The organism is Foliimonas ilicis, assembly GCF_039939195.1.
GTDB classification, from domain to species: domain Bacteria; phylum Pseudomonadota; class Alphaproteobacteria; order Rhizobiales; family Rhizobiaceae; genus Foliimonas; species Foliimonas ilicis.
Genome location: NZ_JBDUUH010000006.1, coordinates 292,150 through 305,486, shown reverse-complemented (window position 1 = coordinate 305,486; position 13,337 = coordinate 292,150). Strand labels below are relative to the sequence as shown.

Here is a 13,337-nt window from a genome sequence, read left to right as displayed (position 1 = left end):
TCGAGGAGCAACAGATATGACTTCAAACACGCGTCCGCACGATTTGCAGGCATTTCTCGATGCGATGAGAAACGGTGTCGAAAGCGGATCTCCCGATAGCGAGACGAAAGCATGTCTCGCGCGCGTCGTCGACGCGTTGCGCAACCCGGTACCCGTGGCGAAATCTGAACCCACTAAGGTCCCCACCAGCGCTTTGCTACAGGATGCGCTCAAACCGGCCCGCGCAAAAGACGAGCTCAAGAGCTTGGCCCAAAGCATTTCCAACCTCGCACCCCTTTTGACATGGAGGAGGCGCGCCGGTGCGGCACCCGAAGCGAGTGCCTCGTTTGCGGAAGGTCACGCCAATGCGATGATCGTCGGTCCTGGCGGGCTGGAAGATCGGGCGGATGTCTGGGTGGGCCTGTCGCTGCTGGCTCCGGACGTTCGCTATCCTGACCACAGGCACTCTCCTGAGGAGATCTATCTCTTTCTGACCGACGGCCGGTTTCGACAGGGCGAAGACGACTGGTTCACGCCCGGTGTCGGCGGCACATTGTACAACGAGCCGAACATATTTCACGCCATAGCGTCTGTCCCGAATGCACCTCTGCTCGCCCTCTGGTGCCTGTTCGATCCGAGGCACTCATGACGCAGCGGATTTCATCTCGCCGTACCCGGAACGCAGCTGTGCAAAAGTCTCTTGAAAGGAACAACGATCATGCCGTTGCATGACCCGGCCATTCGGCACATCCATGCGCGCAGAAACCACTGCTGCTACGGCATGGGCCTCGGCATCATCCTTCTCGACGACGTTTACCCCGGCTTTCCCGGCGATGTGCGCAATGCCAGCGCGTATCCTTACCCCATACAGTACGAGATCGCCGAAGGCGTGGACATCATGAAGCTGGTCCGCGGTGAAGATAAGGCCGAACTACTGGAGCCGATCCTGAACGCTGCGCGCAAGCTCGAACGCATGGGTTGTCGAGCCATCGCGGCTGAGTGCGGCTATTTCGCGTGGTTCCAGAAGGAAATTGCAGGCGCGGTAAAAGTTCCTGTCTTCGCCTCAAGCCTCCTTCAGGTGGCGTTCGCGCAAATGTTGATCGGACCGGGACAGGTCGTCGGCATCCTGATGTCGGGAAGCAATTACCTGCACGACCGGCACCTCACCTCGGTCGGGGTGCAACTCGGGACGAACTATGTCGTGCAAGGCGCAATGGACGACGGGAGGCTCCCGCAATTTGACCGCCTCTGGAACGAGGATCTGCGACCGGAGATCCCGACCGCCGATTATGAAATGGCCGAGCGCGATCTTGTGGGAGTTGCCCGGGAATTCGCGGTCGCGCATCCGAACATGGGTGCGATGGTTCTTGAATGCACCGGCTTCCAGCCTTTCGGTCGGGCAATCCAGCGGGAGATCGACATGCCCGTGTTCAGTTGGTCGACGCTGCTGGACTATGCCTATTCGGTTGCCGTGCACCGCGATTTCTATGGTCACGTGTGATGCGCAGAAAATTGCACGAATTGGTGCCCGTTAGCTTGCCGCAGAGTATCGCGAGCTACGCCGACGCAATTCCACAAACCACCCCTGAGACAGGAAGATAAAAGATGCCGCTCATACCGCCGGATCCGCACGACCGGATCAGGGAAACCGCCAACTATACCCCGCTGAATCTCCCGGCAGACCCGGACGAACCCAGTGACCTTTACGGAATGCTTATGCGAGCTACTGCCTGATATGACAAATCGACTGACCTTCCCCATGCTCACCGAAGACGACCTGCGCGAGCTCACCGCCTTCCGTCAGAATCTTCATCGCCACCCGGAACTGTCAGGCGAAGAGAAGGAGACCGCTCGCCGCGTCTGCGAGATGCTGGCGCCGACGCGACCGGACAACATCATGACCGGAATGGGCGGCCACGGTGTCGCGGCGATCTATGACAGCGGCGCGCCCGGTCCGACGATCCTGTTTCGCTCGGAGCTGGACGCTCTCCCTATCCAGGAACTCGGCACGATCAAACACCGTTCGACCGTGCCGGGAAAAGCCCATCTGTGCGGTCATGACGGTCACACGGCGATCCTGCTCGGTCTCGCGCGCATACTGTCACGATCGCGTCCGACTAGCGGGCGGGTAGTCCTGATGTTTCAGCCTGCGGAGGAGAACGGCGCAGGAGCCGCCGCCGTCATCGCGGATTCGCGCTATCCCGAAATCAAGCCCGATTGGGCATTTTCCCTGCACAACATATCCGGCATCGATTTCGGAATAGCCAAGCTCGGCCCCGGTCCAACCAACTGTGCATCGCGCGGAGCGTGGATACGGCTGACCGGCAGCACCGCTCATGCCTCGCGCCCGGCCGACGGCCGCTCGCCGATGAATGCGATTTCGGAACTCATGCCCGCACTTGAAGCTTGCGGCAGCGGCGAACTTCTGGGGCCGGGCTTCTCCATGGTGACAGTTACCCACGCGTCAATGGGTGCGGAATCCTATGGGGTAGCGCCCGGCGAGGCGAAGCTTCTCGTAACACTGCGCACATTCGCGGATGAGGAGATGGACACTTTGATGGCCCGCTTCGAAAGCCTGGTCCGCCAGACGGCGACGCTTCATGGGCTCGACTGCGCCCTTGGCTACGAGGACACCTTCCTAGCTTGTACCAACGATGCGCAAGCCACCGCCATGCTTTTGCAAGGCATCGAGCGCGCGGGTGTTCGACACGAGAGCCAGACCGAGCCCTCAGTCGCCTCCGAGGATTTTGGCCGGTTTGGGCTGAGCGGGGCAAAGTCGGCGATGCTGTATCTCGGCTCGGGCCGCGACTGGCCCGGCTTGCACACGCCGACATACGACTTTCGGGACGAGTTGATCCCGGTAGGGATCGGTATTTTCGCAGAAACACTGGCTGCCTGCCTGGAAAGCCACTGAACCTGTTACGGCGCAACAATTCAGAACAGCAAAGAGAATCAATATGAAGTCACATTATAAGGTCGTGGTCATCGGCGGTGGCGTGATCGGCGCCTCGGTTCTCTACCATCTCGCCAAACTGGGCTGGACGGACACACTCTTGATTGAGCGCAACGTGCTGACTTCGGGCTCCAGCTGGCATGCGGCCGGTGGCTTCCATGCCTTCAACGGCAATCCGAACCTCGCGACACTTCAGGCCTATACGATTGATCTTCTCTCTGAGATCGAGAAAGAATCGGGGGTCAATATCGGAATGCACAACACGGGCGGCATCGCCTATGCCTGCAACATGGATCGCTGGGATGCGCTGCAGGCCTCCTTCCGCATATTCCAGTCCACCGGCATCAACGACGTCCGCCTGATTACCGTGGATGAAATCCTGGATCGCTGCCCGATCGTCAATCCGGAAGGCATCATCGGGGGAATGTATTCGGAACGCTCGGGCCACGTCGATCCTTCCGCCGTGGTGCATGCCTACGCAAAGGCGGCCCGCATGCGCGGTGCCTCCGTGGTGGAGAAGAACCGCGTCGTGGAACTCAGGCATAAGCAAGATGGCTCCTGGGATGTCGTTACCGAGCATGGCACCGTGAGTGCCGAGCATGTGGTCAATGCCGGTGGCCTCTGGGCCAAGCAGCTCGGCAGGATGGCAGGTATCGAACTGCCGCTCTGCCCACTCGAGCACATGTATTTCGTGACCGAAGGCATCCCGGAAATCGCCGCGCTCGGGGGCGAGCTCCCGGATGTTGTCGATCTGGATGGCTTTTCTTACCTGCGCCAGGAACAAAAGGGCCTGTTGCTGGGCGTCTACGAGCTCGATCACCGCCACTGGAACATGGACGGCGCACCTTGGGACTACGGCTTCGACCTCATCCAGGAGGATCCGGATCGCCTGGAGCGTGAGTTGACGCTGAGCTACGAGCGCTATCCGGTGCTGGAGACAGCGGGCATCAAGCGCTGGATCAACGGCGCCTTCACCTTCACGCCCGATGGCAATCCTCTGGTGGGGCCAGTGCGGGGCGTCGAGAATTATTGGCTTGCCTGCGGTGTCATGGCCGGGTTCTCGCAGGGCGGCGGCGTCGGCAAGGTTCTCGCGGAATGGATGGTCATGGGAGAACCCGAAGACGACGTCTTCGGCATGGATATCGCCCGCTTCGGCAAGCATGCCTCCAACCGCCAGTACATCAAGGACACGACCGGTCAGTTCTATTCTCGGCGCTTTGTGATGACCTATCCGAACCAGCAATTGCCGGCCGGGCGTCCGCTCAAAGTATCGCCCTCCTACGACCAGATGACGAACGCCGGCGCCCGGTGGGGCGTGTCCTGGGGGCTCGAAGTACCGCTCTACTTCGCACCGAAGGATTATGTGGAGAACCATACACTACGGCGCTCGACCGCATTCGACATTATTGGCAACGAGGCGCTACACATTCGGGAAAAGGCCGGGCTTCTCGATATCTCGGGCTATTCTCGCTACGAGGTCAGCGGACCGAATACCGAACGCTGGCTCGACCGTGTCTTCGCCTGCAAACTCCCCGCACCCGGCCGCGCCGTCCTTGCGCCGCTGCTGGCGCCTAGCGGCAAGCTCAAGGGCGACCTCACAATATTCAACTGGGGCGACGGCACGTGGTGGATAATGGGCTCCTACTATCTGCGCGAGTGGCACATGCGCTGGTGGGAACAGTTCGCCGATGGCGGGGTAACGGTTCGAGACGTTTCGGACGACTGGGTCGGCTTCTCGCTTTGCGGGCCGCTTTCGCGCGAGGTGCTGCAGCGGGTGACAGCGGACGATTTGTCGAACCAGGCTCTCAGGTTCTTTAGTTGCAAGACGCTCGATGTTGGCCCTGTCCGGGCGAAGGTCGGCCGCATGTCGGTGACGGGCGAGATGGGCTTCGAGATCAACATCCCCGCTGCCTACCATCGCACCCTTCGCGAGACATTGCTTGAGGCAGGCAAAGACATCGGGTTGAGGGAGATCGGCTTTGGCGCGTTGAATTCCATGCGTCTGGAAAAGAGCTATGGCATCTGGAGCCGCGAATTCACCCAAGCCTATACACCGCAGGAAACGCTGCTGGACCGTTTCATCGATTTCTCCAAACCGGATTTCGTCGGCAGGGAGGCGGCGCTTTCCGAGAAGAAAAAACTTTCAGCTTCGAAGCGCCTCGTCACGCTGGAGGTCGACGCGGCTGATGCCGACGCATCCGGCTACGAGCCGCTATGGAAGGACGGCGGGCTCATCGGATACGTCACCTCGGGCGGCTATGGCTACACGGTCGGCAAATCGATCGCGCTCGCGCTGGTCGACAGCGCATTCGCCCTGCCCGGCACCGAGCTCAGGACACACATCGTTGGCAGTGAACGTGCATGCCGCGTCGTGGATGACTCTCCGTACGATCCGCAAGGCAAGGTTATGAGAGGCTGAGAATGAACCAGACCCCCTCGATCGCCTTCCCGTTCACCGAGGCCACACCGGCGCAGTTTAACGGGCCGCTGCCGGCCACATCGGAGGTCGTGATCATTGGCGGAGGCATCATCGGTGTAATGACGGCTCTGTTCCTCGCGCGCCAGAAAATTCCGGTTACTTTGATCGAGAAGGGACGCGTGGCTGCGGAACAATCCTCGCGCAACTGGGGCTGGATCCGTCAGCAGGGCCGCGACACGGACGAACTGCCAATCATGATCGAAGCGCGCCGCCTTTGGCAGCAACTGGCCGAGGAATGCGGCGAGGACATAGGACTGCGGCAGACCGGCGTGACCTACCTTGCTCGCACGGACAAGGAAATGCTCGAGTTCGCAGAGTTCGAACGCCTTGCGAGGCTTTATGACGTCGACACCCGCCTTTTTAACGCCGACGAGGCAGCACGGCTGATCCCCGGGATGTCGAGGCGCTACAAGGGCGGCATGACGACGCCCTCCGACATGCGTGCCGAGCCCTGGATTGCTGTGCCTGCGATCGCCCGGCTCGCCGCACGGGAAGGAGTTACCATCGTCGAGAACTGCGCCGCGCGTGCACTCGACCTTTCCACCGGGCGCATCAGCGGCGTGTTGACCGAGAAGGGACGCATCGCGACCTCAAGTGTCCTTGTAGCCTGCGGCGCATGGACGTCGCTTTTCCTACGCGGGCATGGCGTTTCGATTCCCCAACTCAGCGTCAGGGCGACCGTCGCCGCCACCGAACCGATGGCCGAAATTCATGCAGGCGCAGCCACCGACGAGCGCATAGCTTTCCGGCGCAGGCAGGATGGCGGATACACACTTGCGGCGGGGGGCGCCGCCCAGCTCTACCTCGGTCCGGATGCCTTTCGCCACGCGACAAAATATCTGCCCGCCTTGAAAGCAAACCCCTTCGGGACGCGCTATCTGCCAGCCGCGCCGCGAGGATATCCAGATGCCTGGTCCACGCCGCGCAAATTGGATGCTGACCGCGAAAGCCCGTTCGAGCGCATGCGCGTCCTCAATCCGGCACCTGAGGTGTCAGCGCTCCGCGCCATCGACCACGGCTTTAGGGCACTTTTTCCGCAATTCAGGGAAGTTCGATTCAAGGCAAGCTGGGCGGGGATGATCGACGCGATGCCGGACGTCGTCCCCATTGTCGACCACGTCGCGGCGATCCCCGGCCTTGTCGTTGCGACCGGCATGAGCGGCCACGGCTTCGGCATAGGGCCGGGCATGGGCCGCGTGCTGTCCCACCTGATCCAGGGAAACAACACCGGGCACGATCTCGGCAGATTCCGCCTGTCGCGATTCAGTGACGGCAGTCCGATCCGATTGGGACCGGCCCTTTAGAAAGGTCCTGGGCGCCTGTAGACCGCGCGTCCGGGACAGCTTCGTAGGAGTTGCAGAATGGATGCCCGTGCACGTTCCTTCATAGAAACCGCCACCCTGCTCTTCATCGCATCCCGAAACGCCGCGGGAGGCATGGACGTCTCACCCAGAGGCGGGCAGCCTTCCGTCGTAAGGCTGCGCGACGATGGAAACCTCCTGCTTCCCGATTATGTCGGCAATCGCAGGCTCGACACAATGGGCAATGTGCTGAGCAACCCCGCCGTTGCCCTTATCCTGCTCAACAAGCAAAAAGACGAATATCTGCGTATCAGGGCCAAGGCCGAGATATCGAGGTCGGAAGCCGACATCGCGATGTTTCCGGCCGATGAAAACCCTCCCATAAGTGTCATGGTGCTAACTCCGCTAGCATTGGAGTCCATTGAAAGCACTGCTTTCGCCCGAAGCGGACTGTGGGTCGACCCCAGCGACAGAAAACTGCCGCTCGACCTGATGGATATCCTTGTCAAAGACGCGCATTGGCAGGGTGGAAGGGGGCGCAAACCGGTCGCCCTCGACGCCGCGGGTGAAGGCAATCTCGCGAGGTCCGGCTTACGAGAGCTTTACGGAACGCCAAGCAGTCCCGTTCAGGCGAAGGTCTATAGCACCGCTGGGCCAGGCACTCAGGCGTTGCTTGATAAAGCGCGTTTCACGATTTTCGCGCGCGGCGACGGCAAGGACGGCATTGCGCTCGATCTCATCGGTGGCGTAACGCTGCAACCGGATTCGACCGCCAACAAGCCGTCTTTCCTGCTGGCGCTGCCGCATGACCAGTTCAAGGACTGTACTCTTCCGCAATCGGGGGAATGCGCGCTGTTGGCCGTGGAACCCGGCCAATGCGAAACAGTCCGCATGAACGGCGTCTATCGTGTACTTCCACCGGATAACGAAGCGGAGGACCGGCTCAACATCACGCCCGAAGAGACCTATTTCCACTGTTCTGCAGCGTTCGCGAGATCTCGCATCTGGACGGATGCGCGTGCCGCCGCCTGGACAGGGCAGCGCAGCTTTTCCTGCGTCGCCAAACTGAGCGAAAGTCCAGACGTAATGTCATTCGTCCTGGCACCGCGCGACAACGCGCCGCTCGGCGTGGTCACGCCCGGACAATATGTGACGGTCTCGCTGCCGCGGGACGAGTCACAGCCTCAGCGACGACGCTGCTATTCGGTTTCCAGCGTTCCTGACGGCCGGTCGTTACGCATAACAGTGCGCCGGATCGGCAAAGGCGGCGTTTCGGATTTGCTGCACGACAAGGTCGAACCTGGAGACGAAGTCCTCGTGGCTGCTCCCGCCGGAGGCTTCGTGCTCGACAGCGCGCCATCGCGCGCCGTCGTGCTGGTCAGCGCCGGCGTCGGCATCACACCGCTTCTTGCTATGCTGGAGGAACTCGGCCGTGAAGCCGCCGACCGCGACGTCTGGTTCATCCATGCCGCCCGCGACGCCGATCACCACCTCTTCAGGGAAGAGGCGCTGCAGATCGCCAAGCAATCGGAGGCGGCAATCCGGCTATTCACAGCCTACTCCCGGTCTCGGCATGACGAAGCCTGCGACCATTGCGGCCGTCTGGATGCGCCCACGATCGCGACCCTGGTACAGCTGTCCTCTGCCGATTTCTATATCTGCGGCCCCGACGACTTCATGTCGTCGCTCCGGCAAGGTCTGGTCGCCCTCGGTGCAAGTCCCGAAAGCATCAGGACGGAGGCGTTCAAACCGCTCGCGGGTGTCTTTCCGGGCACTATTTCCGGGGTGGGCCTTGCGACATGTCAGGTGAAGTTTGCCCGTTCGGGCAAGACAGCGACATGGAAGCCCGAAAGCAGGTCCTTGCTCGACCTCGCTCTGGCGAACGCGGTCGACGTCCAATATTCCTGCCGTAATGGGGACTGCCAATCCTGCGTGCAGCGCGTCGTCAGCGGCGTCGTCGACTATCCGGCCGGCGACGAGCCGTTTCTGACATACGGACAGGTTTTGCTATGCCAAGCAATTCCACGGGGCAACCTCGTTCTCGATTGCTGAAGGCCATCTATGACAGACATGCGGACGCATTAATCTTTTATTCGATTCGGAACCTGCGGGTCGACGCGTACTTGTAGGCCCAGTCGACTGGGTCAACTACATCATTTACCAGCGATCGAGAGTACGGAAGGCGCATTCAATTCGTCTTGAATTCCTTTTTATACATAGCCAGCGCCTGCCGGCAGAGGTCGAGCATGGCTGCCTGCGGTTGGGTTTCATCGAGTCCGCGGCAGGAACGCACGTGAGACAATGCGTCGTCGAAGATCGGGAATCGCTCGGGCCAATAGAGGTGGAGATAAAGCGCGATAACGCTGGCGGAGCGGCTGCGTCCGCCTCTGCAATGCACCAGAACATTGCCCGAACGGTGCGGTGGATAGTGCGCTTTTCCCGGGCTTTTCTGGCTCAGGATACCCTGCAGGACGAACACGGCACCCAGAAGATGCGGGGGAATATTTCCTGGCCCATCGATCAGACCGATATGCGTACGTCTGACCACTGTGCCATCACCAAGAGACAGTGGCTGCAGTTCTATGTTCACCGCGATATTCATCGTCGACGTGACGCCGTTGTCTAGCAAAAGCCGGGCATCGTTAGCCGCAACCGCATTGCCTATGAAAAGCGTCTTTCCGATGGCCCCGATTCCCGGAAGGACGGGTACCAGAACCGGAATCCGGTCCTCCTCTTCCTCGCTCGTCGGGAGATGCTCGCTCTGTCTCAGGTTCATCCGGTCCAGTCCTATTCGGCTGCTTTCAAAGGATCGTCCTCCATCGCGGACAAGGTAACTACTCTTTCGCTGCAAAGACACGCGCCAAGCCATTGTGCAAGCCGGGTCATGTCGTTTGGCCGCGCAAAAGCTGCCACCACCTTCCCGGCTCCTGTGCGCGTTACAAGATCTTTCGTGTCCTGCAGCCGCGGGTGAACATTCCAAGGCAGCCAGCGTGCTTCATTGCGCTGGAGCATGTCCCAGGCCGGCGTCCGTGCCGGCACGTGACCGGAAAAGAGAAAGCGGAAGCCTTCATGCCGCCGTTGCAGAAGTTGAGCCGCCAGCCCGCTTTCCGCATTGGCTTCGGTTGCCACGATGACCTCGGCGGGCAACCAGTTTTCCCCCCACCTCATCGTATCCAGCACGGTTTCGATCTCGGCGTGTTTGTCCGGCTTTATGATATCGCGGCCCGTCTTCGTCAAAAGCTCCATCTCCCGTCTCACGACCGGACAGACAGAGACTTTCAAACCGAGCCTGCTCAGGGACAACGCCATTTCAGGCCCCCGCCCACCGGCGGGCGTGCACAGAACCGCTCCCGTTGCAGCAAAGGACGCGATGGCATTCACCTGATGAGACAGCGCATCTTCCAAATCGCCATACGATGCGTCGGTGACAACGCAAGCGGCAAGGGGCGGCTGATCGAACGGCAGCAGCAAGGATTCCGCGCTCCAGTCGCCCATATAGAGAAATCCGCCGTGACCGGCGAAATGAAACCAGACCCCTCCTGGCGCGTGACCGTTTCGCCCGACCGTCACAGACAGGCCGGCGATCCGGCATTGTCCCCTGACCGGAAGCTCGACGCGCCTACCAGACGAGACAACGGTTTCGTCGATCTGGCGAAACGTTTGTGCTGTCGCATAGATCGGCGGATTGCCCAATTGCTCTGAAAGATCGAGAGAGCCCACATGGTCTATATGCGCGTGTGAAAGACAGATCGCATCGACTGCGCCGATGCCGGATACATCCGGCTTCACGCCGGGCTGCGGCCCCTCCCCTAGATCCAGAAAGATGCGCTTGCCATCCATCTCCAGCAGGAAGGCCGCAGGCAGCTTGCCGCCCGTCCCGCTGACGACGGTCAATTTTGCCACGGCAACACCCCTTTCGGCAGATATCGGGACAAGCCCGACGCGGCGATCATCAGCAGAAGCACCGCCACGATCATCAGGCAGCCGACGGCCGCGGCCAGCGTCGATGATCCACCTTCTTCCAGAAATACCACCATCGGGCCGATGGTGCGAACGCTGGAGGACACCAAGAGAATGGAGACCTGTATTTCGTTAAGAGCGCTCATAAAGACCATGACACCGCCAGCAACCGCCGCCGGCGCCACGAGAGGGATGATGATATCGCGCATGCGCGCCAGAAACCCGGCGCCGGCCACTTGCGCCGCTTCTTCCATGGCCCGGTCGATCTGAGCAAACCCACCCAAGACCGGGCGCAAGGCCAATGCAAGGAAACTGGAGAGATAGGCGGCAAGAATAATCCAGACAGTTCCATAGATGCTGAAACCGAGAACGGGCAGCGGCTTCAGGAAGAACAAGATCATGGCCACCGCAAGGATGATGCCTGGCAGCGCATAGGCAAGTTCGCTGAAGACATGCAGCAGGCGCACGAGGAGGCCACGCTTCCAAACAATGAAGTAGGCCATGAAGAGCGACACTACGATGAGAATGGCAACGCACACCGACGTGAGAAGCAGGCTCGTGAGAAACGCCCGGCGGATGGAAACCTGATGCACCAGCGCGTTGGCGTAATTGACGAATGTCAGGTTCTGCCAATTCAGTTCCTGGCCGAAGCCGTTGACGAGCGATGTCGCCACAAGGGCCGACAGAGGCAATGCCATGGTGACGAGGAGAAACAACCAGTTGCCGAGTTCGACGACAGGACGCCACCGCCCCAGCCGCATCTCGATCGGACGCCCGGTGCCGTCAACGCGCACATCCCCGCGCTGGCCGAGCCAGCCATTGATGCCGACGCCAAGAATAGTCAGCACGCAAAGGAGCAGCGCCAAGACGGCCATGTCGGTCAGAGCAGAAGGCCCGTAACTGTTCATCTGCTGGTAGATCAGCGTGATGAGTGTGGGAAATCGGGCCGGAATGCCCAGCATGGCCTGAATGCCGAAATTGCCGATCGACGATACGAAGGACAGGGCAGCGCCCGCAAAGAGGCCGGCGCGAGCCAGCGGCAGAACGATACTGAAGATCAGCGGCCAGCTTGCGGCACCGGCGGCGCGCGCCGCTTCCACGAGTTCCGCGGGCAGACGGCGCAATGCCGCCCTGACGGTGAGAAAGACAAGAGGCGCGTTGTAGAAGCCCAGCAAGAGCACGATGCCGCCCGGCGAATAAAGCGGATGGCGCCCGCCATCATGCAAGGACAGCCCCAGCACTCCGAGGATTGGACTTGACGGAGAAAACGCCTGAACCCAGGCCAGGGCCGTCACCTGCGGCGGGATCATAAGCGGCAGGACGAAAGCGAAGACCCATGCGGACTTGAAACGCATATCGGTCAAGACTGTCAGTGCTGCGGCGATGGTCCCGAGCACGATGGCAAGCAGGGTGGACAACCCCGCCACGAACAGCGTGTTGACCGAAGCAGTCAGTACTTTCTTTTTCCAGAGTAGTTCCGCGACATGGCCGAAATCCACCGTCCCGCCGGGCGCGATGGCGGTCGCGACAAGACGCATCAGCGGTGCAAACGACAGGCCGGTCACGAAGACGACCAGAAGCGCCAGCACCACCCATTCCAATTTGGGAAGGAGCGCCGGCAGACGCCGGCGCTCCTCAGCCATTTCCACGGCAATCAAGGCCATTCCGTTCAGCCGCCGAAGATTTCGGTGAACTTCTCGCGGATCTCCTTGTCGGTCTCGACGGCCTTGTCGGCGTCCATAAGCAAGAGTTTGATGTCCGACAGTTTCGGGAAGCCTTCTGGGGGCGTGATCGAAGGATCGATAGGCATATTGCCCTGCAGGACCACCAGTTCCTGCCCTTCCTTGGAAAGAAGGAAGTCGATGAATTTTTTCGCCCCGTCGGGGTTCTTGGCCGTCGACATAATCGCGGCAGGCTCGGTGATGAAGGAAACGCCGTCCTTCGGGAAAATATGGTCGACGGGCGATCCCTTCGCCTTGGCACGGATCACGTCCGCATCGGCGATGATGCCGTATTTGGCAAGCCCGCTGGCCACAGCCTTGAGCGCGGGGCCATTGCCGCCATCAGGCGCGATATCCAGACCGGCAAGGCCTTCGTAAAATTCCCAGCCAATGCCCGGAACATTGACGACGCTGTGCAGATGGTTCAACGCCGCGCCCGAATAAAGCGGACTCGGCACAGCGATCTGGCCCTTGTTTTCCGGCGTTAGCAGAGCGTTCCATGTCTCGATCGGTTCGGCGTTCGCAGTGTTATAGGCAATGCCAGTCGAGATGATCTTGGTGCCGAAGAACGTCATGTCCTTGTCGTAGGTGCTTTTGTCATAGGAACCGACCGGCGCCTGCGGATAGGCCATCAGGCGACCTTCCTTCTTCAGCTGTCCGAGATTGATGGTGTCGGCAACCAAAAGCACGTCTGGCTTGACGTCCCCTGCCTCGATTTCGGCACGCAACACATTCAACAGTTGGCTGGTGCCGTTACGCGTCCACTCCACCTTGATGTCGGGATATTTAGCCTGGAAAGCATCGACCGTTTGCTGGGCGATTTCCGGCGATTGCGAAGTGTAGAGTGTCAGCGACTCAGCGTTGACGGCGGTTCCGCTCATCAAAATGAGCATGAGGGCAGTTGTAATGCGCATGAGAAAGCTCCTGTCGGTGGATTGGAAGAT

The 13,337-nt window shown here is 60.5% G+C and carries 10 protein-coding genes; 6 read left to right on the top strand and 4 right to left on the bottom strand.

What is annotated here, in order from left to right:
* Positions 1–16 precede the first annotated feature (16 nt).
* The 6 genes from ABFT80_RS15630 to ABFT80_RS15605 all read left to right on the top strand — a co-directional run bounded on the left by ABFT80_RS15630 (position 17) and on the right by ABFT80_RS15605 (position 8,764).
* Positions 17–628 carry a dimethylsulfonioproprionate lyase family protein gene (locus ABFT80_RS15630; RefSeq protein ID WP_347972831.1) on the top strand — a complete coding sequence of 204 codons (612 nt, stop codon included), beginning with the start codon at positions 17–19 and terminating at the stop codon, positions 626–628.
* A gap of 69 nt (positions 629–697) precedes the next feature.
* On the top strand, positions 698–1,480 hold the full coding sequence (locus ABFT80_RS15625; RefSeq protein ID WP_347972830.1) for an aspartate/glutamate racemase family protein: 783 nt from the start codon (positions 698–700) through the stop codon (positions 1,478–1,480).
* A 234-nt stretch (positions 1,481–1,714) separates the two neighbouring features.
* Entirely contained in the window at positions 1,715–2,893 is a 1,179-nt protein-coding gene (locus ABFT80_RS15620; RefSeq protein ID WP_347972829.1) for an amidohydrolase, read from the top strand.
* A gap of 43 nt (positions 2,894–2,936) precedes the next feature.
* A complete protein-coding gene (locus ABFT80_RS15615; RefSeq protein ID WP_347972828.1) occupies positions 2,937–5,351 on the top strand; it encodes a GcvT family protein in 2,415 nt (804 codons plus the stop codon).
* Positions 5,352–5,353: 2 nt separating this feature from the next.
* Positions 5,354–6,715, top strand: coding sequence for an NAD(P)/FAD-dependent oxidoreductase (locus tag ABFT80_RS15610; RefSeq protein WP_347972827.1), 1,362 nt, complete (start codon positions 5,354–5,356; stop codon positions 6,713–6,715).
* Positions 6,716–6,772: 57 nt separating this feature from the next.
* Complete coding sequence (locus ABFT80_RS15605) at positions 6,773–8,764, top strand: pyridoxamine 5'-phosphate oxidase family protein (protein ID WP_347972826.1); 1,992 nt, start codon at positions 6,773–6,775, stop codon at positions 8,762–8,764.
* A gap of 136 nt (positions 8,765–8,900) precedes the next feature.
* Here the strand turns inward: ABFT80_RS15605 and ABFT80_RS15600 are convergent, their stop codons facing one another.
* The 4 genes from ABFT80_RS15600 to ABFT80_RS15585 are packed head-to-tail and all read right to left on the bottom strand — an operon-like array spanning position 8,901 to position 13,307.
* Positions 8,901–9,488 carry a dual specificity protein phosphatase family protein gene (locus ABFT80_RS15600; protein WP_347972825.1) on the bottom strand — a complete coding sequence of 196 codons (588 nt, stop codon included), beginning with the start codon at positions 9,486–9,488 and terminating at the stop codon, positions 8,901–8,903.
* 11 nt (positions 9,489–9,499) lie between these two features.
* The gene (locus ABFT80_RS15595) at positions 9,500–10,615 is read right to left on the bottom strand and encodes an MBL fold metallo-hydrolase (RefSeq protein WP_347972824.1); all 1,116 of its coding nucleotides are present in this window, start codon (positions 10,613–10,615) and stop codon (positions 9,500–9,502) included.
* On the bottom strand, positions 10,603–12,336 hold the full coding sequence (locus ABFT80_RS15590) for an ABC transporter permease (RefSeq protein ID WP_347972823.1): 1,734 nt from the start codon (positions 12,334–12,336) through the stop codon (positions 10,603–10,605). The genes ABFT80_RS15595 and ABFT80_RS15590 overlap by 13 nt, the downstream gene beginning before the upstream one ends.
* Before the next feature lie 5 nt (positions 12,337–12,341).
* A complete protein-coding gene (locus tag ABFT80_RS15585; RefSeq protein WP_347972822.1) occupies positions 12,342–13,307 on the bottom strand; it encodes an ABC transporter substrate-binding protein in 966 nt (321 codons plus the stop codon).
* Between the last annotated feature and the right edge of the window lie 30 nt (positions 13,308–13,337).